This window comes from Dietzia timorensis (assembly GCF_001659785.1).
GTDB lineage: Bacteria > Actinomycetota > Actinomycetes > Mycobacteriales > Mycobacteriaceae > Dietzia > Dietzia timorensis.
Genome location: NZ_CP015961.1, coordinates 2,161,739 through 2,185,023, shown reverse-complemented (window position 1 = coordinate 2,185,023; position 23,285 = coordinate 2,161,739). Strand labels below are relative to the sequence as shown.

Here is a 23,285-nt window from a genome sequence, read left to right as displayed (position 1 = left end):
CCCCGCAGATCTCTGGGTGCTCATTGCAGGAGCGCTGCTGGTCGCGCTCGGTTTCGGGCTTGTCGCTCCGGTGCTTCCGCAGTTCGCCCAATCGTTCAACGTGTCGGTCACCGCGGCCTCGGTGGTGGTTAGCGCATTCGCGTTCTGCCGACTGATTTTCGCACCCGTCGGTGGCACCCTCATCGACCGGTTGGGTGAGCGCAAGGTCTATCTCACCGGTCTCGTGATCGTCGCACTGTCCACCCTGGCGACGGGACTGGCGCAGGACTATTGGCAGATGCTCATCTTCCGTGGGCTCGGCGGACTCGGTTCGACGATGTTCACGATCTCGGCAGCGGCCCTACTCGTCCGCCTCGCCCCGGTCGAGGCGCGGGGTAGGGTGTCGAGCTACTACGCTTCCGCCTTCCTCATCGGAAATATCGCCGGACCGGTACTCGGCGGGCTCCTCGGGGCCCTCGGGATGCGGATTCCGTTCTTCATCTATGCCGGCGCACTCCTGATCGCGACGGCAGTGGTGGCGATCTTCCTCCGCGAGGGACGACGCCGGCAGCCCGGGGACGACGCCCAGCCGCCGATGCTCTTCTCCGAGGCGATCCGGCAGGCCCGGTACGTCGGCGCGCTGGCCGGTGCTTTCGCCAACGGCTGGTGTTCGTTCGGCATGCGCGTGGCCATCGTTCCGCTGTTCGCCGCGCAGGCCTTCGACAACGGCGCGCGCATTGCCGGTATCTCGCTCGCGTGCTTCGCCGTCGGCACCGCGACGGTCGTACTGTTCGCCGGACGCCTGGCGGATACGCTCGGCCGCAAGCCGCTCATCGTGGTGGGCTTCCTCATCACCGGTGTCACCGTCGGGACGCTTGGACTCGTCCACAACGAGTGGATGTTCATCGCCCTCTCGGTTATCGCGGGCATGGGCGGCGGAATTCTCAACCCGGCCCAGCAAGCAGTGGTGGCCGACGTCATCGGTAAGGAACGATCCGGCGGAAAGGTGATGGCCAGCTACCAGATGGTCCAGGACGCGGGAACGATTTCCGGTCCGATTGCCGCGGGATTGATCGTCGATAAAGTGGGTTATGACTGGGCGTTTGCGGCTGCGGGCGCGATTTGCGTTATCGTTGGTATCGCATGGCTCGGCCTGCCTACAGTGCGGCCAGCCGATCGGGTCACCGCTGATGAGGTGAACGAATCAGACGACCCATCAAACGTGCCGAGAGAATCGGGGCGTCGCGGCGTAGACTCAAGTCTTTGATGAGCACTTTTTCGTGCTCGAGGACGATCGACGCCCACCCAATCACGGATTCCGGTACCGAGGCCGGCGATTCGCTCGTGGCCGACTATCCGGCCGAGAACCTGACGAAACAATACGGCCGATTGTGCGGCCAGTGATCCACTCCTCCAGTTAGTGAGGCGCGGAAACGGAGACCTCCATGGAGAATGACCAGGCCGATTCGGCCACAAACGACTCGACGAACGCCGCCGCGGAGGCGGCGCCTGAGGAGAAGAAGAGCGAAGGCCCTACCTTTGCGGAGATGGACCTGCATCCCAAGGTTCTCGACGCCGTCACCTCGGTCGGTTACGAGTCGCCGTCGGCGATTCAGGAAGCGACGATCCCGCTGATCCTTTCGGGGCGTGACGTCGTGGGCCTCGCGCAGACCGGCACCGGTAAGACGGCCGCGTTCGCACTGCCGATCCTCTCGCTCATCGATCACGACCTGCGTGCCCCGCAGGCACTGGTCTTGGCGCCGACCCGTGAGCTCGCGCTCCAGGTCGCCGAGGCCTTCGTCACCTATTCCTCCAAGCTCAACGGCGTCAATATCCTGCCGATCTACGGCGGCCAGGCCTACGGCATCCAACTGTCGGGGCTGCGCCGCGGCGCACAGATCATCGTCGGCACACCGGGCCGCGTGATCGATCACCTCGAAAAGGGCACCCTCGACCTTTCGGGCCTACGCCACCTCGTGCTCGACGAGGCCGACGAGATGCTCACGATGGGCTTCCAGGAGGACGTCGAACGCGTCCTCGAGGACACCCCGGAGGCCACCCAGGTAGCGCTGTTCTCGGCGACCATGCCCAACGGGATCCGCCGCATCTCTCAGCAGTACCTCACCGATCCGGCGGAGGTGAAGGTCAAGTCGAAGACCGCCACCGCGTCGACGATTGAGCAGCGCTACGTCATCGTCCAGCACCGCGACAAGCTCGATGCACTCACCCGCGTGCTCGAGGTCGAGGACTTCGACGCGATGATCATGTTCGTGCGCACGAAGCAGGCGACCGAGGAGCTCGCCGAGCGTCTGCGCGCCCGCGGCTTCTCGGCCGCGCCGATTAACGGTGATATCCCGCAGAACCTCCGCGAGCGCACGATCGACCAGCTCAAGGACGGCCGCATCGATATCCTCGTCGCGACCGACGTCGCCGCCCGTGGACTCGACGTGCCCCGCATCAGCCACGTCGTCAACTACGACATCCCGCACGACGTCGAGTCCTACGTCCACCGGATCGGGCGTACCGGTCGCGCGGGGCGCAGCGGCCACGCCCTGCTGTTCGTCACGCCCCGTGAGCGCCGCCTGCTCTCGCAGATCGAGCGCGCCACCCGCCAGTCGCTGCAGGAGATTCAGCTCCCCTCGGTCGACGACGTCAACGAGATGCGCATGACGAAGTTCGCCGAGTCGATCACCGAGTCGCTGCAGGACTCGAACCTCGCGCTTTTCCGCCGCCTCGTCGAGCAGTATGCCTCCGAGCACTCCGTGCCCATGGAGGACATCGCCGCCGCGCTCGCGACCCAGTCGCGCAACTCCGACGAGTTCCTTATGAAGGAGCAGCCGAAGCAGCGTCGCAACGATCGGGGCGATCGCGGCGACCGGGGACCGCGCCGCGACTTCGACGACCGAGGCGACCGGGGACCGCGCCGCGATAACCGCCGCGATTCCGGTGGCAATTTCTCGATGTACCGCATCGCCGTCGGCAAGCGTTCGGGGGTCAAGCCCGGCTCGATCATGGGCGCCCTCGCCAATGAGGCGGGACTCAAGGGCTCGGACATCGGGCGGATCCAGATCCGTTTCGACCACACCCTCGTCGAGCTTCCCTCACACCTCACCTCGGGCGACATCGACCAGATGAAGGACATCGTCGTGTCCGGCCAGGCGATCGATATCCGGCCGGATGCCGGACCGCCGTCGGGGCGTCCCGGCTCCCACCGCTCCGGCGGCGATCGCGGTGACCGCGGAGATCGGGGCGATCGCGGCAAAGGCGGGTTCCGCGGCAACAATAACCGCCGCGGCGACCGCCGCAACTTCCGCTAGGTGTGATGTCCGGGGAGGTTGTACCGCTGCTGGGCGGTGAGTTGGGGTGACAAGGGAAGACCTCCGGTAGTGGAGTGGAGCTGTCTAGTTCACCGCTTCACGTCCCGGAGGTCTTCATGTCCCACGCTAACGCTGTCTTGACGCCACGCACACGATTGCGGCTGGCGAAGTTGGTCGTCGAGGACCATTGGACGTATTCAGCGGTAGCGAAAATGTTCATGGTCGCGCCGCGCACAGCGAGAAAGTGGGCTGATAGATACCGGGCCGAAGGCGCCTCGGGAATGGCAGATCGCAGCTCGCGTCCTCGCCGTAGCCCGAACAAGACACCGCAGTCAGTCGTGCGTCGGATCGTGGCGCTGCGCTGGCGCAAGCGGCTCGGACCGGTCCAGATCGCTGGCCGGCTCGGCGTGCCTGCCTCGACCGTACATGCGGTGCTGGCGCGATGCCGGATCAACCGACTCACCTACATCGACCGCGTCACTGGGGAGCCGCTGCGCCGTTACGAGCACCCCTATCCAGGCTCAATGATCCACGTCGACGTCACCAAGTTCGGCAACATCCCCGACGGCGGCGGACACAAGTTCGTCGGTCGCAAGCAGGGCCAGCAGAATTCGCTAGCAACAGCGCATCGAACGGGCGAACGTGGGAAGGATTACCGCCCCCGAATCGGCACCGCCTACGTCCACACGGTGATCGATGACCACTCCCGGGTCGCCTACGCCGAGATCTGCTCTGATGAGAAGGCCGAGACCGCGATCGAGGTCCTGCGCCGAGCGAGTGCGTGGTTTGCCGAACGAGGCGTCGTGGTCGAACGAGTTCTTTCCGACAACGGCTCGTGTTACCGCGCCCACACCTGGCGAGATGCATGTGCTGACCTGGGTATCAAGCACAAGCGCACACGTCCCTACCGGCCCCAGACCAACGGCAAGATCGAGCGTTTCCACCGCACATTGTCCGACGGCTGGGCCTACGCCCAGTTCTACTCGTCAACCGCACAGCGCAACGCAGCCCTGCCCGAGTGGATGCACTTCTACAATCATCACCGAGCACATTCCGCTATAGGAGGCCAGCCCCCAGTCACCCGACTGACCAACCTCCCTAGACATCACAGCTAGGCCGGGCGAAACCCCGCAGGCTCCGCACCTACCGCTCATCAGCCGTCTGGGCAGCTCCGCGCACTCTCGCGCAGCTGCTTCAGGTCCGCGCTGGTGAGCGGTAAGTCATATGTAGAGGCGGCTACCGCGACGCGCCACGCATAGAAACACTGCCACGGCTCCACGGGCATCCACCCGCTCGGCAACGCATCGCCCTTGGCCATGTTCGCGTGCCCGGCGACCGCCAGAAGATTCGCGTCGACATCGTTCGCGAAACGCTCGCGCTTTTCCTGTGGCCACGCGTGAGCACCCATGTCCCACGCCGCCGACAGCGCGTACACGTGATCGATATGCACCGACTGATATGTGCCCGCCAGCACAAGCTCCTCTCCCGAATACGGATCCACCAACACGCCACCCGTTCGCGCGCAATGCTCACCAGGCACCCGCTCGGCGCCCCGGATATCGCGCGCCAACACGTCCTCGCGCGTCGAGCACCCGTTCCCGCCGCCCGGCGCCTCCGTCGCATCCGACCACGCCCGACCGAAAGAACACGGCCCCGGACAGTCCCTGCCATACCCCGGGACATCAGGCCGGTCGAAGACCTCGGACACCGAATCGATCGCACTTATGACGTCGGACATGCTCGGAGAGCCGGGCACCGCCTCCTCCGCCGGGCCGTGGAGCACGGCGGCCACCGCGAGGCACAATGCGACCACGATCGCGACCGCCGCCCACGACACCGAACCCGCGAGCCTTCGCCCGCTCCGCACGATCGCGGCGAACTCAGGTGCCGCGGAATGTCGGAGACGAGCGGCACTATGGTGTGAAGAGTGCACGCGGCGGGAGAAAGGGGAGTCCATGATCACTGACTATTCGGCAACTCTCCGTTTCCGCTCGCGCGAAGGCGACATCGATATCGCTTCTGTGGACGAAATCGGCCCTGTGGATTTCTCCGGTGCGTGCCTGTGGTGAAGCCACGGCCGTCCTATCGTCTACGCGGGGTATTCGGTAAAGGGGCGCTCGCCGTGTGGTGCGAGACCGGACTCCGCCGGCCCGACTCCGTGGCCCCGGTAGCAGATCCGTCAGCGATTTCCGGTTCGAGTGCGCCCGCCCGCGTGGTCGAGATCATCGAAGGTATTCGGCTCGTCCACAAGGTAGAGGCACGCGGCCCGGTCAAGGGAGTATGGCGCCTTGCGAAGGTTCCGGGAAAGTACTTGCGCGCTGAATCTGCGCTCGAACTCCTCGACCACGCGACGGCCGAGGACGCCGACCGGTGGGCCGGCCCGGACCTCCGCGCGTTCGCGCAGATCGCTGCCGGCGTCCGCGAACTCGTCTCCCAGGCCCAGGTCGTTCCGGTCGTCTCCTACGAAGACGAGTTCGTCGCGCGTTGGGAGCTGCTCCGCAGCCCCGAGATACTCTCGTGGCTGGGCTCGGTTTCCCGCCTTCTGAGTACGATGGAGCACGACGAGGTCGCCGCCTTCGCCGACTGGATCGCGGATGCAGAAACCCGCAGACGCCTTTCCATGCGCCCCTCGATGCCGAGCTTCATCAAGGCGCTCGTCGACACCACGGACAACGCCGTCGCGGGCTCGCACTCGATGGTCGCCCGTTCTCGCGACTTCGCCACACAGGCTGGGGCCGCCAATATTCACGTGGTGTTCCGCGTCCTCGAACCCACGGAGGAGCTCTGGCGCATCCAGGTGCTGGTGCGCCTCGGTGCCGATGGTATTCGTCCCTTCGATGCGCTTGATGATCCCGAACTCGTCGCGCCGGTGCTCGTCGGCATACTCGACACCGCCAAGATCGCGTTTCCCGCTCTCGCCGAGGCGGAGACCGCTCCCGGCGGCGTGGACTTCCTGGTTCCGGCGGAGTCGATCGTCGAACTCGTCGAGCGGGGCGCCGCCGCGCTGCAGGAGCGCGGTATCGAGGTCCTCCTGCCCCGTGCTTGGACGCGGGTGCGCACCGAGGTACGCGCGACACCGACCGTCGCCGCGGTCGAATCGGAGGCCAGGCTCGGTGTGCAGCAGCTCGGAGAGGTCAGATGGGAGGTGCTCGTCGGCGGGGAACCGGTCGATGAGGTCGAGCTGCAGAAAATGGTCGCTGCGTCGAGCGACCTCGTCCAGCTTCGGGGGCGCTGGGTGCGCGCGGACAGCGAAGCCCTCAGGCGGGCATCCGCATTCCTAGAAAAGGCGCGCGGGCGAGCGGAGGAGGACAAGAATTCGGACGGCGACGGAACGCAGCACGCCCTCGGCGAGTTCGTAACGAACATGCTCAGCCCCGAGGCCGAAGGCGTTGCCATCACAGCGCCGGACACGTTGGAGTGGAAGATACCGGAACCGAAAGACGTTCTCGGCGACATTCCGTCCTCGTTCCGGGCGACGTTGCGCGATTACCAGGCCGATGGCGTGCGGTGGCTCGCTGGCATGGCCGCGGCGGGCCTCGGAGCCGTCCTCGCGGACGATATGGGGCTCGGAAAGACGGTGCAGGTTCTCGCCCTCGAATCGCTTGAACGCAACCGGCTTTCTCGCGACACTCGCGCGAGGCCGTCGCTGGTCGTGGCCCCGCTGTCACTCGTACGGAACTGGCAACTAGAGGCCCTGAAGTTCGCGCCGGACCTCGAGGTGATGATTCACCACGGCCCGGAGCGCGCAGACACCACCACCGCGAGCGAAGCCATGAGGCACAGCGACGTGGTGCTGACGACGTATGGCACCATCGTCAGGGATCTCGCCACATTCGAAGCAGTGAGTTTCCAGCGCATCGTCATCGACGAAGCCCAGACAGTGAAAAACGTCGACACCCAAGCTGCTAAATCGCTACGCCGCCTCCCCGCCCGACACCGTGTCGCGCTCACCGGTACACCTGTAGAGAACCGGCTCGAAGACATGCGGGCGATCCTCGACTTTTGTAACCCCGGAATGTTCGGATCCGCGGAGGTGTTCCGCTCGCGGTTCTCGACTCCGATCGAGACCAGCGCAGACACCGACACAGCGAGCCGACTCGTTGCCCTCGCCGCCCCATTCCTGCTGCGCAGAACGAAGTCGGATCCAGGGATCGTCGAGCTTCCGGCGAAGCTCGAACACCGCGTGGATTCGTACCTCACCTCGGAGCAAGCAGCGCTCTACACCGCCGTCGTGAAGAACATGATGGAAGACGTCAAAGACGCCTCCGACGGTGGCCGAAAAGGCGCAATCCTCTCCGGCCTCACAGCGCTCAAGCAGGTATGCGACCATCCGGCCCTCTACGCGGCCGACGGATCGGCGCTCCTCCGCGGCGGCGAGCACCGCTCCGGGAAACTCGAGGCCCTCGACGAGATTCTCACCACTGCCGGCGACGCAGGGGAAAAGGTCCTCGTCTTCACGCAATACCGCACCTTCGGGGAGATGATCTTGCCGTTTCTAGGGCGGCGAGCGGGGGAGCCAATCCCGTTCCTCTCCGGCACCTCTTCGGCGAAGGAACGTGCGCGGATGGTCGAGCGCTTCCAGGACCCGGATGGACCGCCGATTTTTCTCGCCTCCCTCAGAGCCGGCGGTACAGGCCTCACTCTCACGGCGGCGAACCATGTCGTCCACCTCGATCGATGGTGGAACCCCGCGGTCGAGGACCAGGCCACCGACCGTGTGCACCGTATCGGTCAAGAGCGCGACGTCAACGTGTACACGCTTGTTGCGCCCGGAACGGTTGAGGAACGCATCGCCGACGTCCTCGACCACAAGCAGGGACTCCAGGAGATAACCGTGGGATCGCTCGGTGTGACGGCGCTGTCCGATGATGCGCTCATGGATCTTGTGGCGTTGCGCGAGGACTCGGAATCGGCACGCGATGCCTTTCTGCAATCGACTACTCCGCAGCCCCCGTTGAAGGCACAACGAAAGGCCCGGCGATGAGTACTTTGTTCCGCGGGCAGGAAGGCTCCGGCGTCCCCGTCGCCACCAAGACCGGCGATTTCGGTGAGCATCAGTGGTCCCGGCGCTGGATAGCCGACCTAGAGGCCAGGGCAACTCGCAGCGCGATCACCAGCGGTCGATCCGCAGCACGCAATCGGTGGGTACTGGACGTTCAAATTGGCTGGCAGAAGGTGGTGGCGCACGTACAGGGGTCCCAGCCGAGCCCGTTCGAGGTCACCTTCGATTTTCCGCCGCCCGACCCGGGCGACGTGCCCGTGATCGAAGGTGAGCTCACCAAGGTCGGATTGGCAGCGGCGCTCGCCGGAAGCATCGACGACGCACTCGCCACCGTGTTGCTTCCGGCAGTCGACGGACAGACGCGGCATTCGTGTTCCTGCCCCGACCAGCCGGGCCCCTGTCTACATGCAATCGCCGTGGCCTGCGTTCTGGTGGAAAGGCTCGACAAGAGCCCGCAGGACCTTTTCCGGATGCGCGGATATCCTCCGCGAGCCGGAAACGGTGGGGCACGACGGCGGACGCCGCGCCCGGGTGCGGGCGGCACGTCCGACGTCATACCTTTTTGGGACGCGGACCCGCAGCTACCGCCTCCACCCGAGCCATCCGGTTCCGTATCCGATCTGCTCGACGGGGCGAGTGCGAGAGCGTTCGCCAACGCTGTAGCGCACGGAAACACGCTGGCGACTCTGGCCATCTTGTCGGATCTGGAGGACCTGTACCACTCGCTGGGTGATGTTCCCGAACCGCCGGAGAAGTAGGAGGGCCACAATGTCGGAGGCGGTTACTAAGGTGGGCGCCATGTCCACAGTGAAGTTCGTTCACACCGCCGACTGGCAGCTCGGGATGAAGCGCCACGTCCTCGGGGAGAGGCACTCCAGCTTCGACGATGCCCGCATGGATTCCGTGCGTGCAATCGTTGCTCGTGCCGAGGAAGAGGGCGTGGACTTCATCCTGGCTGCCGGCGACGTGTTCGACGACAATACGGTAGCCACGCAGTATGTAATGCGCGCGTTGTCGGTGCTCGGGGAGACACAAATCCCTGTGTATATCCTTCCGGGGAACCACGACCTGTTCTCGGCCGGCACGGTGTACGAGTCAAAGACTTTCAAGAACTATCGTCCGTCGAACGTGCACGTCATCGAGTCGATTGAGCCGGTGCAGGTGCGCGAGGGCGTCGAGATCGTCGGGCTGCCCGTGGTGTCGAAATATCCGCTCCCGGCGGACCTAGAGGAACTTGGCGGGAAGTTCTCGACCAGCGGCGACGAAGGAATTCGGATTCTCGCCCTCCACGGAGGTACCGACTTGGTGTTCTCCGGATCGGACGAAGATGACGAAGACGATGGGCAGTTCTCGATTGCCGGCATGGAAAGGCTCATCACCTCGGGCGCGGTCCACTACGTCGCGCTGGGGGACCGGCACTCGGTTACCGAGCTCGGTACGACCGGGCGCATCTGGTATTCAGGCGCACCGGAAGTGACTGCTTTCGACGACCGGGAAAAAGACTCCGGGCAGGCGCTGCTCGTCGAGATCGACAGTGACGATTGTTCGGTGGAGGCGTTTCGCACGGGCTCGTGGAAAATGATGCGCATCGACGCCGACCTCGATTCCGAGGGCGACCTGGAATTGCTCAAGTCCCGGTTGGATGGAACCGGGGACAAAGAGAAGACCATCGTGAAGCTCACCCTCAACGGGACCGTATCCCTGGAACTCGGTCGCAACCTAGACCAGCTCGTCGAGGACTACGCGGAACTGTTCGCCAATGTGCGTGTGCGCAAGGCATCGACGCTGGTGCGTCGACCGGAGTTCGACGACATCTCGGACTTGTTCTCCGGTTATGCACGCGATGCCGCCGAAGACCTCACCGAAATGTCCATCGCCGGCGGCGCGGATGCACGTACAGCCGAAGACGCCCTTGGCCTGCTGTATCGCTTGTCCCGAGCGGAGGCTGAGTCATGATTCTGCATTCGCTGACCATCGAGAACTACAAGGCCATCGAGCGCGAGACCATCGAGTTCGGGGAAACCGGAATCACGCTTATCGAAGGACGCAACGAGTCGGGCAAGACGTCCGTGTTCGAGGCGTTTCGTCTGCTTATCAATACGAAATCCAAGTCCAAGCCACGCGCTCTCAAGGAATCGGTTCGCGTGGGAGCCGATTCCCCGATTTCGATTTCTGCTGAGATGTCGATCGGTAAAGAACGTATTCGGTACAGCAAGACGTATCTATCGAAGGCAGAGACGAGCCTTGAGTTCCTCTCTCAGGTGAAGTCTGCGCTGCGAGACGACGAGGCCCACGAATACGTCTTGGCCAAGCTCGAGGACTCCGCGAATATCAAGCTGTGGGAGAAGCTCAGCCTCCGGCAGGATCAAGAGTCGACGCAGCTCAACGCGGTAGACGAAATAAGCTCGCTGAAACAAGCTTTAGACTCCGAAGCCGGAGACACCTTGTCTGCCGCCGATGATTCGCTGTTTCTTCAGGTCAAGGCAGAACGCGACCAGTATCTCGGCAAGAATGGAGCTCCGATCGGAGAGTTGCGAAAGCTCCACGACGAGGTTGCAGAACTCACCGCGGAGTTCGAGGTCGCACGCTCAGCAGCCGAGGCATTGGAAGCCGATATCGACAAACTCTCCGACGCTGCCGCAAAACGGAGCGAGAAGCAGCGCATGATCGACGATCGTAAAAAGGCGCTTGTCGTGGCGGAAGAGAAGGCCTCGCTCCTGGACAAGGCGCAACGCGCCCACGAAGAATTCGCACAGCGCTCGCAGCTAGCCCAGGCGCAGCTCGATAACTCAGAACATGCACGGGACCGGAGGCGCGAGCTCGCCGAGTCCGTGGACTCGAGCCGAGCCCACGTTGAACGTACGGCCGAAGCTCACGACTCAGCGCTGAGGGAGGAAGAATCGGCCAAGGCGGATCTCGGCAGCGCGACGAAAGCGCACGCGGCTGCCGAGGCGAAAGCACGCGCGAGCACGACAAAGGTGTCGGACGCACGCCGGCGCATCGAAGAAGTCGAGGTGCGCAAGGAGCTTGCGTCTCGGAAGACGAGACGCGACAAGGTAGAAGAGCTCACCAACCGCATCAACGAGCTCAACGCTCAGAAGCGGCTAATCAAGGCGGACGAATCCTATATCGAGCGGCTTCGGTCCGCTCGCTCTTCCATGCGCGAGGCCGATGCGGGATTGAAGGCCGGTTCCTCGCTCGTCTCCGTCGAAGGCAGGGGAGAGGCGTTAATCGATGGCTACACCATCGATGCTTCGAAGGGATGGTCCGCTTATGCCGAGGATCCGGTGCGTCTGGAGATCGGCGAGGTGACGGTGTCGGTGGTGCCACCGAAGAACGCGGCCGAGGCAAAAGAACGGTTCGATGCCGCCAGAAAAGCATTCGAAGAGCTGCTGGCAGACCGCGACTATGACTCGATAGACGACGCGGAAGACGATCTCAAGAAGCTGGGCGGTCTCAATACCGCTATTGCCGAAAGCACAGGGCAGCGAGAGTCCGCGCTGGGAGAAAGCACCGCCGAAGAAAATCGCGAACGCATATCCGATCTTGAAGCAAAGCTGGCGGAGCTGAGCGACGATATCGAGAACAGCGACTCACGCGACGATGACGATGTGCTCGGCAAAGCCAAAACCCAGCTTGCCGAAGCGGAAATCGAACGTGAGCAGGCAGATAGTGAGCTCGCCGGTGCTGCTGGGATCGTTAACCAGGCGAGAATTCGAGACGCCGAGGCGCGTAGCAAAGCTGCGTCGTATCGCGAATCGCTCGCGGAGCTGCGGGACGCCCACGATAGGTCCGAGGCTTCACTGAAGGACGCGCGCGATACCGTGACCGACCACGCGTTGGAAGCGGCATTCGAAGCCGCGAAGAAGTCCGTCGACGATCTAGCTGGTGAGGGCGAAGGGATCGCGGAAAACCTGGACGAAGCCAAGCGAGAAGCACAACTGCACGATCTCGAAACCACGAGGCAAGCGCTCAAGCGCCATCAGCAGGTGCTCGACGACCTCATTCGTCAATACAACGAGCTCAATGCGGACATCAAGGCCAAGAGCGAACAGGGCTACGCCACCAAGAAGGACAATGCCGAAATCGCCTTGCGTGAGGTTCAGCAACGGTGCGATTCGATGCAGGCCCGGGCAAACGCGGCAGACCTGCTCTTGACCACACTTGATTCCCATAGGCAGCAGTTGATTTCGCGGTATTCCGCGCCGCTGCGCGAACGCTTGGTGCGGTACGGCAAGCTCGTTTTCGGAGCAGACTTCGATGTGTCGCTGGATGAGCATCTCGTCGTCAAAGAACGAAAGCTCGACGGTGCGACGGTGGGTTTCGATCAGCTTTCAGGCGGGGCGAAAGAACAGTTCGGCTTGCTCACACGACTCGTGTGTGCCGAACTCGTCGGGGACGCCACCGTGCCCATATTTCTCGACGACACAATGGGGTTCACCGACCCACAGCGCCGACAGGCGATGGCGGCGGTACTCACCGAGGCCGGGAAAAAGTCCCAAGTCATCATCCTCACCTGTGACGAAGCGAGATTCGACGCGATTGGCGACGCGACACAACACTCCATGTCGTGAACTCCTGGACGCCTGAAAGTACACGCTGAGACTCATGAGAAGACCACCCAATCGTGATTTGAGTAGCAACTAGTTCTTCCTGATAGGACTATTGAACAGTTTTTACCTAACATGAAGGTATGAACGATGTCCGTTGGCTCAACGATGATGAGCAAAACCTCTGGCGCAAGACGCTTCAGTTCCAGCAGCTCATGGATCTCGCAATCGATCGACAGCTCGAGCGAGATGCGGGACTGTCCTTGGCGGATTACAGCGTATTGGTGACGCTCTCGGAGGCCGAAGCCGACGGACTTCGCGCACGCGAAGTGGGCACCAAGCTCGGCTGGGACAGGAGCCGAGTGTCCCACCAGGTGCGCCGAATGGAAAAGCGTGGACTCGTTGCGAAGACCGCCTGCGAGACCGACGGTCGGGGAACCATGATCGCGCTCACCACGGCAGGGCAGAAGGCGATAGAAGCATCGGCGCCCCAGCACGTCGAGCAGGTGCGTTCGCTGTTCATCGACGATCTCAACGACGAAGAACTGGACACCTTGAGCAAAGTGTTCGAGCGGGTCATCGGCAAGGTCGGCAGCACGGAGGGCATCGTCCTGCCAAGCGACTGCGCGTAAGCGGCTGCTCGGCGAATTCACCACCGGCGACGCGACGCGCTAGGAACTCAGAGCAACGATCACCAGCTCTGATGAAATGAAAATGGTGCCCCCGAAGGGATTCGAACCCCTGACCTTTGGTACCGGAAACCAACGCTCTATCCCCTGAGCTACGAGGGCGGGCACAGCAGTGGCCGATCCGCAACATCGTTGCCAGGGACCGGCCATCGGCGCAACGCAACTGTAGCACCGCACGCCGCGCAAACCCACTTGGCCGTCACGCAATTCGCTTGATGCCGGGCGAAAAGAATCTGCGCTTGGCGCGGGTTCGACCCGGGCAGCGAAAACAGTCGAACAACCAATAGGATGTAACACCGTGACCCCAGCTGAACTTTCCCTCGTCATACGTCAAACCGTCCTGGACCTCGTTTCCGGGCGCGGTGCAGATGTCGCCGTCGTTCCGGACGATGTCACTGTCGAGCGACCACGAAACCCCGAGCACGGTGACTACGCCACCAATATCGCGTTGCAGTTGGCGAAGAAGATCGGCGCAAACCCGCGAGAGTTCGCCGAGGAGATCGCGTCCGCGCTGGCGAAGGGCGACGGTGTGTCTTCGGCGGAGATCGCCGGTCCCGGGTTTATCAATGTTCGCGTAGACAAGGGCTCACAGGGCAAGCTCGTCGACCTCGTCCTCACGGAGGGAGAGTCGTTCGGTCGTGGCGATTCTTTGGCGGGGCAGAAAATCAACCTCGAGTTCGTATCCGCGAACCCGACCGGGCCTATCCACCTCGGCGGAACCCGCTGGGCGGCTGTCGGCGACGCGCTCGGACGTATTCTCGCCGCGCAGGGCGCAGATGTCACCCGCGAATACTATTTCAATGATCACGGCGCGCAGATCGACCGGTTCACCCGGTCCCTCATCGCCTCGGCGAAGGGGGAAGAGGCGCCCGAGGACGGCTACGCCGGAGAGTACATCCACGAGATCGCCCAGTCGGTGCTCGCGGCCTACCCGAACGCGCTTGAGCTCGACGACGCCGAGCAGAACGAGACCTTCCGAGCGAAGGGTGTCGATTTGATGTTCGACCACATCAAGTCGACGCTCGCTGAATTCGGCACTGTCTTCGACGTCTACACCCACGAGAATTCGATGTTCGACTCCGGGCAGGTAGACAAGGCGATCGAGACGCTCAAGAGCAACGGCAACCTCTACGAGTCCGATGGCGCGTGGTGGCTACGCTCGACCGACTTCGGCGACGACAAGGACCGTGTCGTCATCAAGTCAGATGGCGACGCGGCGTATATCGCCGGCGACATCGCGTACTTCCAGGACAAGCGCTCCCGCGGCTTCGATCTGGCCATCTACATGCTCGGCGCCGATCACCACGGCTACATCGCACGGCTCAAGGCAGCGGCAGCCGCCCTCGGGGACGACCCGAACACCATCGAGGTGCTCATCGGGCAGATGGTGAGCCTCGTGCGCGACGGCAAGCCGGTCCGGATGTCCAAGCGCGCCGGAACGGTAATCACTCTCGACGATCTGGTCGAGGCCATCGGCGTCGATGCCTCCAGGTATGCGCTGATCCGGTCGTCGGTCGACAACACGATGGACATCGACCTCGAACTGTGGGCCTCTGCGACGAGCGACAACCCCGTGTACTACGTGCAGTACGCCCACGCTCGGCTGTGCTCGCTAGCTCGAAATGCCGAAGCACTGGGTGTGTCCACCGAGGGCGCGGACACTTCGCTGCTCACCGACGAGTACGAGGGCAAGCTCATCCGCACGATCGCCGAGTTCCCGCGCGTCGTCGCGACCGCGTCCGAACTGCGCGAGCCGCACCGCATCTCCCGTTTCCTCGAAGAGCTGGCTGCGTCGTACCACCGTTTCTACGACCATGTCCGCGTCTTGCCGCAGGGCGACGAGGAACCCGGCCCGCTGCACACGGCGCGGCTTGCGCTGTGCCAGGCGGCTCGCCAAACGCTGTCCAACGGGCTTGGCCTCATCGGCGTCTCCGCACCGGAGCGGATGTGAGCGCGCACCCGGCGGGGCCGCGCCACGAATACCCGCACGCGCCCTCGATCGGAGAGCGGCCTGAGGACTCCGACACGCTCATGGCGCTCGACGCCAGGGTGTGGCCGAAGAACGCCGCACGCGATGCCGGCGGCGCCGTGACGATCGCGGGCCTCGACGTCAACGATCTGGCGAAGGAATACGGCACCCCGCTGTTCGTCGTCGACGAGGACGACTTCCGTTCGCGATGCCGTGAACTCGCCGAGGCTTTCGGCGGAGGCGAGCGGGTGCACTACGCCTCGAAGGCGTTCCTGTGCACCGAGATCGCGCGGTGGATCAAGGACGAAGGGCTCTCCCTCGACGTCGCCTCCGGAGGCGAGCTCGCCATTGCCCTGCGCGCCGATTTCCCGCCCGAGCGCATCACGATGCACGGCAACAACAAGTCGCGCGCCGAGCTGGAGCTCGCGGTCCGCAGCGGCGTCGGCCACATCGTGCTCGACGCGCCCGACGAGATCACCCTCCTCGACGAGATTGCACGAGAGCACGACGTCATCCAGGAGGTTTTCCTGCGCGTGACGGTTGGCGTCGAGGCGCATACCCACGAGTTCATCGCCACGGCGCATGAGGACCAGAAATTCGGGTTCTCCCTGGCGGGTGGAAAGGCGCTCGCCGCCGCCGGTTCCACGCTGGAGGCAAAGAACCTCGCGCTCACCGGTCTGCACAGCCACATCGGCTCGCAGATTTTCGAGTTCGACGGTTTCGAGCTCGCCGCGCGGCGCGTAGTCGGGTTGATGGAGGAGATCCGCGACGAGTTCGGCGCCGATGCGCTGGGCAACATCACGACCGTCGACCTCGGCGGTGGGTTGGGCATCAGCTACGTTCCGACGGACAATCCGCCGGCGGTGTCCGAGCTCGCAGACATGCTCGTGGAGAACGTAGAGAAGCAGTGCGCCGACGCCGGAATCGACTTCCCGACGGTTGTCGTCGAGCCAGGCCGCGCCATTGCCGGCCCTGGTACGGTCACGCTGTACGAGATCGGGGCGGTCAAGGACGTCGAGCTGTCCGATGGGCAGCAGCGCCGTTACCTGTCCGTCGACGGGGGAATGAGCGACAACGTTCGCACGGCGCTATACGATGCGTCGTACACGGCAAGCCTGGTGGGCCGCGCGTCCGAGGCGCCGCCTGTGGTATCGCGGCTGGTGGGGAAGCACTGTGAGAGCGGCGACGTCGTGGTTCGGGATCTCTGGCTGCCCAGTGACGTCGGGCGTGGCGATCTCGTAGCGGTGGCCGCTACCGGCGCGTACTGCTATTCGATGTCGAGTCGTTATAACCTGGTAGGCCGACCCGCCCTTATCGCCGTCCGCGACGGTAAGGCGCGGCTTGTATTGCGACGAGAGACCTTTGATGACCTCATCGGTCTGGAAGTTGACGAGGTGGAGAATCCATGAGTGATGCCAAGCGTCCTGTCGGTGTGGCCCTGGTCGGTATGGGCACGGTGGGCACGGAAGTCCTCCGTTACATGGAGACCAACGGCGACGAGCTGGCGGCACGAATTGGCGCGCCATTGGAACTCCGCGGAATCGCGGTGCGCGACACCAGCAAGGATCGCGGCGTCGATTCGTCCCTTCTCACCGATGACCCGGTGAGCCTCACCCTGCGCGAGGACGTCGACGTGGTCGTCGAGGTCATGGGCGGAATCGATATCGCGAAGCCGCTGCTCATCGGCGCTCTGAACGCGGGGAAAGCAGTCGTCACCGCGAACAAGGCGCTGTTGGCCGAATACACCGACGAGCTGGCAGAGGCTGCGGATTCGACCGAGTCGGATCTGTACTTCGAAGCCGCGGTCGCCGGAGCAATCCCGGTGCTCGGGCCCCTTCGTCGCTCGATGGCGGGGGACCAGGTCGAACGGGTCGTCGGCATCGTCAACGGCACCACCAACTTCATCCTGTCGGAGATGGATTCGACGGGGGCCGCCTACTCCGAGACCCTCGCGGAGGCCTCGCGCCTCGGCTACGCCGAAGCCGATCCGACGGCAGACGTCGAGGGCTACGATGCCGCCGCGAAGGCCGCCATCCTCGCCTCGATCGCCTTCCATTCGCGTGTGACGGCGAAGGACGTCTACCGCGAGGGCATATCGGCGATCACCCCTGCGCAATTCGAATCGGCGCGCCACATGGAATGCACCATCAAGTTGCTCGCGCTGTGTGAGAAGGTGCGTCGATCCGATGGCACCGAAGCGGTGTCTGCGCGCGTGTACCCGGCGCTGATCCCGCTCGGCCACCCACTCGCCTCCGTCGACGGTGCCTACAACGCCGTGGTCGTGGAGGCCGAGGCCGCCGGGCGGCTGATGTTCTACGGCCAGGGCGCCGGCGGTGCTCCGACGGCCTCGGCGGTGCTCGGTGACCTCGTTGCTGCCGCCCGCAACAAGGTGATGGGCGGGCGTGCGCCGGGCGAGTCGACCTATCGCGCGCTTCCCGTGGCGACCATCGATGACGTGGTCACCAGGTACCACGTGTCGATGAGCGTTCACGACCGCGCCGGCGTGCTCTCCCAGGTCGCCGCCGAATTCTCGAACCACGGGGTTTCCATCGCACAGGTCCGCCAGACCGAAAGCGAACAGGGTGCCGAGCTCGTCGTGTTGACCCACCGCGCGGCGGAGCGCGACCTCGCGGCGACCGTGTCCGCGCTGAGTGAGATGGATTCGGTGCGCGAGATCGTCAGCGTCATCCGTCTCGAAGGTGAAGACCAGTAGCCTCGTTCGGAGCGTTCAAAGTGTTCGGGCCGGCCTGGTGAAGGGGCCTGCGAGAAAAGGAGTGTCGATGCCGGCAGGAGAAGCGGCCTACCCCGAGGTCCTCGGTGCGTCCGGGGGACAGGTGTTGCCCGCAGGACGAGAGGTCACGGTGTCCGTTCCCGCGTCGACGGCGAACCTTGGCCCCGGGTTCGACACTCTCGGGATGGCTCTCGGGCTGTATGACACGATTCACGTCCGCACCACCTCGGGCGGTCTCGTTCTGCACGTCTCGGGAGAGGGGGAGTCGACGGTCCCGCTCGATTCCTCGCACCTGGTCTACAAGGCACTCGAAGGCGGACTCAGGGCAGCGGGCATCGGCGCGCGAGGGCTTGAGATCGAATGCGAGAATTCCATCCCGCACTCTCGCGGTCTCGGAAGCTCGGCGTCAGCCGCTGTGGGCGGACTCGTCGCGGCCAACGCACTGGCGGATAACGCACTCGACGACGAACGGCTGGTCCAGCTTTCCAGCGAATTCGAAGGCCACCCGGATAATGCCGCCGCCGCGGTGCTGGGCGGCGCAGTTGTAGCGTGGACCGAGGCCGAGTCGGGGCATTCGCCGCGGTACCGCGCGGTGCGAGTGCCGACCTCTGAAGAGCTGCGGACTACTGTGTTCGTCCCGGAATTCTCGTCCTCGACCGCCGAGACGCGAGGGCTGCTGCCGGCAAAGGTGCCGCACGCGGATGCGGCCTTCAACGCGAGCCGCGCGGCGCTGCTCACCGTCGCTTTGAGCCGGCCCGAGTTTCTTCTCGCCGCTACCGAGGATCGCCTCCACCAGGGTTACCGTGCCCCGGCGCTGGAACAGACCACCGAGCTGATTGCGTTGCTGCGTGGTCGCGGTTTCGCCGCTGCGGTATCGGGTGCGGGGCCCACCACTTTGTGCCTACACACCGGCGATCTCACCGCTACGCTTCGCTCGGACGCCGAGTCGCGCGGCTGGAAACTGCTTGACCTGCCGGTCGCCGAGGGCGCGCGGGCAAAGTAGGGCGTCGATCTGCCGGCGAGGCTAGCTCCGGCTGGTCGAGCTGACCTCGAAGCGTCCCTGCGCATACCATCGTCGCAGAGTCCGCTTGTCGAATTTCCCGACGCTGGTTCGTGGGATTTCGGCGAGAAATGCCCAATGGTCGGGCCGTTTCCATTCCGGCACCGATGTGAGCTCGGCGTACAGTCCTTCCGCGGTGGCAGGATCTGCCCACGGATGCATCGTCACCACGCACAAAGGGCGCTGTCCCCAATAGGAGTCCGGCACCCCGATGCAGGCCGCCTCGGCAACCTCGGGCAGCTCCATCACCGCATTCTCGAGCTCGACAGAGGAGATCCATTCGCCGCCGGACAAGATCGCGTCGGCCAGGCGATCGATGATGGTGAGATAGCCGTCGTCGGTGACGTGGGCGATGTCCCCGGTACGAAACCAGCCGTCGTCGAAGCTTTTGTCCTGCTCCGGGTCGGCATTGAAATAGCTGCCTGTCACATAGGGCCCCGCAACCTCGAGCTCGCCGAACCCGGTTTGACCGCGCAGCGGGGTACCGCTGAGATCGATGACGCGCGCGAACATCTGCGCGTTGAAGCGGCCCTGGGACATCGGATGCCCGCCGTGAAGCGTGTTCGAGGCGGTACCCAGGGGGCCGGTCTCGGTCATGCCCCACGCATGGATGAGGTGGAAGTCGTAATCCGCGGAGATCTTGTCGGAGAGTGCAGTGGGCACCGAGGAGCCTCCAAGGATCACGCGGTCGAGGTTGTCGAGGAAGTCCCTGTGCTCGTCGATCGCACGAAGGAAAGCCGCGAAGTGCACCGGGGTACAGGCGATGACCGTGGGCTGGGTCGCCGAGACGCCACGTTCAAGCGCAGCCGTCTGCGAACCGGTCTCTGCTGAGGTCGATCGCGCCAGGACAAGGTCGTTGCCGAACATCATCGTCGCGTAAGGGATTCCCCAACCCATCACATGGAACAACGGCACCATCGACAACACCGTGTCCCGCGCCGTGATCGCCATCCCATCTGCCGCGCCCATGCTCATCGCGTGGAGGTAGATCGCACGATGCGAGTAGACCACGGACTTCGGCATCCCGGTCGTGCCGGACGTGTGGCATACGACCGCCGGGGCATTTTCGTCGATATCGGGCCACTCGCGGTGCGAAGGCATCCCGTCGAGAAGTTGCTCGTACGAGTGCACGGACACGCCTTCCCATCCCTCGGGCTCGACGTCCTCTACGTCGCCGCCGATGAGGATCACGTGGCGAAGTGCGGGGAAACGCTTGTGGTGCCTTGCGAGATATTCAAGTGCGCCCGGGCCCGTCACCAGCACGGACTCGTCGATAGCCCCGATGGTCGCGAGGATCATCGACTGGCTCAGCTGCACGTTGATGGGGTGAATCACCGCGCCCATCGCCGGTACGGCGAGCATCAGCTCGAACGATTCGAAACGGTTGGACAACATCATCCCGACGGCGTCCCCCTCGCCGATCCCGAGCTTTTCCAGCGCGGCGGAGAGGGCAGCGCAGCGGTGCCCTACTTCGGCGAACGTCGCTCTGTTCTGGGTGTCGTCGGGGTGGACCTCAGTGACAACCGACGCGTGATTGCGGGAGGCCCCGTGCGAGAGGATTCGCGCGATGTTGAGCGGGGACGCCATCATCGTGCTGCGTAGCTTCACCTGGCCCGCCTTCCTGTGCGCGAAACTTTCGTGTGCCCACCTACATTAGTAGGTGAGTGGACACGCTCTGGGGGCGGAATAGTCTAATGGCGCGATCTCGCGTACGATAAGGAACGCATATCGACATCTGACGCGGATTCTTCAAATCCGTGTTCGTCTGCTTCCTCCGGTCGTGGCTTGTTCCCGAGAGTGCGCGAGCGAAGCGGTTCGGGAATCGATTCCACAGCTACGTTCGATTCAGCCGTTATCGGCGTGTGGTCCTACGTACGTTCATCGGTCGGTATGCACCTCCACAGACTTATCGGTCCTCTAGCGACCGGATTACCGAGTGGCATCGCCACTGCACCAGGCGGGTATTCCCGTTTCCCGGTAAAGAAAGGACCTCCGTGACTTCAGCGGAAACCTCTAAATCAACCGATATCAGCACCTTGCGCCTTCCCGAGCTCAAGGCCCTCGCGCAGCAGCTCGGCCTCAAGAGCCTCTCGGGTAAGCGCAAGGGCGAGCTCGTCGCCTTGATCAACTCGGCACGCGGGAACTCCGGCCCGCCGACGTCGTCGGCTCCCGCCGCAAAGAACAACCCTTCCGATGACGGCGGACGTGCCGATTCGCAGGACGGCGCCGAAAGCGGCCGCCGCTCGCGCAGGGTTTCGCGCGGTGCAGGTGCGCCCGACCAGCAAACGCTGGACTCCGCTGTCATAGGCGCGGAGCAGGGAAGCGCGAAGGCGCAGGACGGCACGACGCAGCGCGACGACGAGGACCGCAGCGGCGACAAGGGCGGCGATCGCGACAAGAGCCGCGGCAACCGCAAGGATCGCGGCGACCGCGACAATGGCGGCGGCGGCCACAACGACGGCGGCGACCGCAACAATCGTGACAACAACAATCGCGACAACGGCGGCGGAAACCACGACGGCGGCCACAACGACGGCGACGATCAGCAGGGGCGTGGCAACAACCGCAACCGCAACCGCAATCGCAACCGGAACCGCAACAATAACGACCGCAACAACGGCGGTGGAAATAACAACGGCGGCGGTAACAACAACCGCGGCAACGATTCCGACGACAACAACGGCGGCGGCAACAACAACGGCGGCGGTAACAACAACCGCGGCAACAATCGCGATAACCGGGACGACGAGGGCGGTCGTGGCCGCCGTGGACGTCGTCGCCGCGATCGCGGACGCAATCGGAACGACGGCGACTCGGGCGAGATTCGCGAAGGCGATGTGCTGCAGCCCGTCGCGGGCATTCTCGATGTGCTCGATAATTACGCGTTCGTGCGCACCTCGGGCTACCTGGCGGGGCAGAACGACGTCTACGTCTCCATCAATATGGTCCGCAAGAACGGGCTGCGCCGCGGTGACGCGGTCGTCGGTGCCGTGCGCATGCCGCGCGAGGGGGAGAACAATCAGCGCCAGAAGTTCAACCCGCTGGTGCGCGTCGACTCCATCAACGGCGGCACGGTCGAGGAAGCCAAGGCGCGCCCGGACTTCGGCAAGCTCACCCCGCTCTACCCGAACCAGCGCCTACGCCTGGAGACCGAGAAGACGAAGCTCTCCACGCGTGTGATCGACCTGGTCATGCCGATCGGCAAGGGCCAGCGTGCGCTGATCGTGTCGCCGCCCAAGGCCGGTAAGACGACGATCTTGCAGAACATCGCGAACGCGATCGCGCACAACAACCCCGAATGCCACCTCATGGTCGTGCTCGTCGACGAGCGCCCCGAGGAAGTCACGGATATGCAGCGTTCGGTCGAGGGCGAGGTAATCGCCTCGACGTTCGATCGTCCGCCGTCAGACCACACCCAGGTGGCCGAGCTCGCCATCGAACGGGCGAAGCGCCTGGTGGAGGCAGGGCAGGACGTCGTCGTGCTGCTCGACTCCATCACCAGACTCGGCCGCGCGTACAACAACTCCTCGCCGGCGTCCGGTCGCATCCTTTCCGGCGGTGTGGACTCGACCGCGTTGTACCCGCCGAAGCGGTTCCTCGGTGCGGCCCGCAATATCGAGTTCGGCGGCTCTCTCACGATCATAGCCACGGCGATGGTGGAGACCGGTTCCGCGGGCGACACCGTGATCTTCGAGGAGTTCAAGGGCACCGGCAATGCCGAGCTCAAGCTCGACCGCCGGATCTCCGAGCGCCGCGTGTTCCCGGCGGTCGATGTCGGGCCCTCGGGCACCCGTAAGGAAGAATTGCTCATGAGCAACGAAGAGGCGCAGATCATGCACAAGCTGCGTCGCGTGCTCTCAGGGCTCGACTCTCAGCAGGCCATCGATCTGCTCATGAGCCAGCTCCGCAAGACTCAGAACAACTACGAGTTCCTGCTCCAGGTGTCGAAAACCACGCCGACGCTGCCGCAGGACGAGGAGTAAGAACA

General features: G+C 64.1%; 16 protein-coding genes and 1 tRNA gene. 14 read left to right on the top strand and 3 right to left on the bottom strand.

Annotation, left to right across the window (positions count from 1 at the left end; all coding sequences use genetic code 11):
- Positions 1 to 16 precede the first annotated feature (16 nt).
- The 4 genes from BJL86_RS10010 to BJL86_RS10000 all read left to right on the top strand — a co-directional run bounded on the left by BJL86_RS10010 (position 17) and on the right by BJL86_RS10000 (position 4,411).
- Positions 17 to 1,246, top strand: a complete 1,230-nt coding sequence (locus tag BJL86_RS10010; RefSeq protein WP_067472294.1) for an MFS transporter — start codon at positions 17 to 19, stop codon at positions 1,244 to 1,246.
- On the top strand, positions 1,246 to 1,383 hold the full coding sequence (locus BJL86_RS17130) for a hypothetical protein (protein ID WP_156515220.1): 138 nt from the start codon (positions 1,246 to 1,248) through the stop codon (positions 1,381 to 1,383). The genes BJL86_RS10010 and BJL86_RS17130 overlap by 1 nt, the downstream gene beginning before the upstream one ends.
- Positions 1,384 to 1,424: 41 nt before the next feature.
- On the top strand, positions 1,425 to 3,296 hold the full coding sequence (locus BJL86_RS10005; RefSeq protein ID WP_067472291.1) for a DEAD/DEAH box helicase: 1,872 nt from the start codon (positions 1,425 to 1,427) through the stop codon (positions 3,294 to 3,296).
- A gap of 116 nt (positions 3,297 to 3,412) precedes the next feature.
- Positions 3,413 to 4,411: an IS481 family transposase gene (locus BJL86_RS10000; protein WP_083657671.1), complete on the top strand. Its 999-nt coding sequence runs from the start codon at positions 3,413 to 3,415 to the stop codon at positions 4,409 to 4,411.
- A 38-nt stretch (positions 4,412 to 4,449) separates the two neighbouring features.
- Here the strand turns inward: BJL86_RS10000 and BJL86_RS09995 are convergent, their stop codons facing one another.
- Positions 4,450 to 5,253: an HNH endonuclease family protein gene (locus tag BJL86_RS09995; RefSeq protein WP_082908341.1), complete on the bottom strand. Its 804-nt coding sequence runs from the start codon at positions 5,251 to 5,253 to the stop codon at positions 4,450 to 4,452.
- Positions 5,254 to 5,352: 99 nt separating this feature from the next.
- Here BJL86_RS09995 and BJL86_RS09990 point away from each other — a divergent pair, with 99 nt between their 5' ends.
- The 5 genes from BJL86_RS09990 (at position 5,353) to BJL86_RS09970 (ending at position 13,480) form a co-directional block, all read left to right on the top strand.
- Positions 5,353 to 8,280, top strand: coding sequence for a DEAD/DEAH box helicase (locus BJL86_RS09990; RefSeq protein WP_231887120.1), 2,928 nt, complete (start codon positions 5,353 to 5,355; stop codon positions 8,278 to 8,280).
- Positions 8,277 to 9,056 (top strand): SWIM zinc finger family protein, encoded by a 780-nt coding sequence (locus BJL86_RS09985; RefSeq protein ID WP_067472002.1) that lies wholly within the window; start codon positions 8,277 to 8,279, stop codon positions 9,054 to 9,056. The genes BJL86_RS09990 and BJL86_RS09985 overlap by 4 nt, the downstream gene beginning before the upstream one ends.
- Positions 9,057 to 9,096: 40 nt before the next feature.
- A complete protein-coding gene (locus BJL86_RS09980; protein ID WP_197487524.1) occupies positions 9,097 to 10,254 on the top strand; it encodes a metallophosphoesterase family protein in 1,158 nt (385 codons plus the stop codon).
- Positions 10,251 to 12,872, top strand: coding sequence for an AAA family ATPase (locus BJL86_RS09975; RefSeq protein ID WP_067472005.1), 2,622 nt, complete (start codon positions 10,251 to 10,253; stop codon positions 12,870 to 12,872). The genes BJL86_RS09980 and BJL86_RS09975 overlap by 4 nt, the downstream gene beginning before the upstream one ends.
- 119 nt (positions 12,873 to 12,991) lie before the next feature.
- Positions 12,992 to 13,480 carry a MarR family winged helix-turn-helix transcriptional regulator gene (locus tag BJL86_RS09970; protein WP_067472008.1) on the top strand — a complete coding sequence of 163 codons (489 nt, stop codon included), beginning with the start codon at positions 12,992 to 12,994 and terminating at the stop codon, positions 13,478 to 13,480.
- 83 nt (positions 13,481 to 13,563) lie between these two features.
- Here BJL86_RS09970 and BJL86_RS09965 read toward each other — a convergent pair.
- Positions 13,564 to 13,639: transfer RNA gene (locus BJL86_RS09965), tRNA-Arg, on the bottom strand.
- Positions 13,640 to 13,835: 196 nt separating this feature from the next.
- Between BJL86_RS09965 and argS the strand changes: the two genes are divergently transcribed.
- From argS to thrB, 4 genes are all read left to right on the top strand, one after another.
- On the top strand, positions 13,836 to 15,488 hold the full coding sequence (argS, locus tag BJL86_RS09960) for an arginine--tRNA ligase (protein WP_067472011.1): 1,653 nt from the start codon (positions 13,836 to 13,838) through the stop codon (positions 15,486 to 15,488).
- Positions 15,485 to 16,915 (top strand): diaminopimelate decarboxylase, encoded by a 1,431-nt coding sequence (gene lysA, locus BJL86_RS09955; protein ID WP_067472013.1) that lies wholly within the window; start codon positions 15,485 to 15,487, stop codon positions 16,913 to 16,915. The genes argS and lysA overlap by 4 nt, the downstream gene beginning before the upstream one ends.
- Entirely contained in the window at positions 16,912 to 18,219 is a 1,308-nt protein-coding gene (locus BJL86_RS09950; protein WP_067472016.1) for a homoserine dehydrogenase, read from the top strand. The genes lysA and BJL86_RS09950 overlap by 4 nt, the downstream gene beginning before the upstream one ends.
- A gap of 67 nt (positions 18,220 to 18,286) precedes the next feature.
- A complete protein-coding gene (gene thrB / locus BJL86_RS09945) occupies positions 18,287 to 19,240 on the top strand; it encodes a homoserine kinase (RefSeq protein ID WP_067472019.1) in 954 nt (317 codons plus the stop codon).
- Between the two features lie 21 nt (positions 19,241 to 19,261).
- Here the strand turns inward: thrB and BJL86_RS09940 are convergent, their stop codons facing one another.
- Positions 19,262 to 20,905, bottom strand: a complete 1,644-nt coding sequence (locus BJL86_RS09940; protein WP_082908343.1) for an AMP-binding protein — start codon at positions 20,903 to 20,905, stop codon at positions 19,262 to 19,264.
- Between the two features lie 386 nt (positions 20,906 to 21,291).
- Between BJL86_RS09940 and rho the strand changes: the two genes are divergently transcribed.
- On the top strand, positions 21,292 to 23,280 hold the full coding sequence (gene rho / locus BJL86_RS09935) for a transcription termination factor Rho (protein WP_067472021.1): 1,989 nt from the start codon (positions 21,292 to 21,294) through the stop codon (positions 23,278 to 23,280).
- Positions 23,281 to 23,285: the final 5 nt, after the last annotated feature.

Bases quoted from the DNA above. Each gene is read 5' to 3' on its own strand.
- BJL86_RS09985 (WP_067472002.1), top strand. From the start codon at position 8,277: ATGAGTACTTTGTTCCGCGGGCAGGAAGGCTCCGGCGTCCCCGTCGCC.
- BJL86_RS09995 (WP_082908341.1), bottom strand. From the start codon at position 5,253: ATGGACTCCCCTTTCTCCCGCCGCGTGCACTCTTCACACCATAGTGCC.
- BJL86_RS10005 (WP_067472291.1), top strand. From the start codon at position 1,425: ATGGAGAATGACCAGGCCGATTCGGCCACAAACGACTCGACGAACGCC.
- BJL86_RS09970 (WP_067472008.1), top strand. From the start codon at position 12,992: ATGAACGATGTCCGTTGGCTCAACGATGATGAGCAAAACCTCTGGCGC.
- BJL86_RS17130 (WP_156515220.1), top strand. From the start codon at position 1,246: ATGAGCACTTTTTCGTGCTCGAGGACGATCGACGCCCACCCAATCACG.
- BJL86_RS09975 (WP_067472005.1), top strand. From the start codon at position 10,251: ATGATTCTGCATTCGCTGACCATCGAGAACTACAAGGCCATCGAGCGC.
- BJL86_RS10000 (WP_083657671.1), top strand. From the start codon at position 3,413: ATGTCCCACGCTAACGCTGTCTTGACGCCACGCACACGATTGCGGCTG.
- thrB (WP_067472019.1), top strand. From the start codon at position 18,287: ATGCCGGCAGGAGAAGCGGCCTACCCCGAGGTCCTCGGTGCGTCCGGG.
- BJL86_RS09980 (WP_197487524.1), top strand. From the start codon at position 9,097: ATGTCCACAGTGAAGTTCGTTCACACCGCCGACTGGCAGCTCGGGATG.
- BJL86_RS09950 (WP_067472016.1), top strand. From the start codon at position 16,912: ATGAGTGATGCCAAGCGTCCTGTCGGTGTGGCCCTGGTCGGTATGGGC.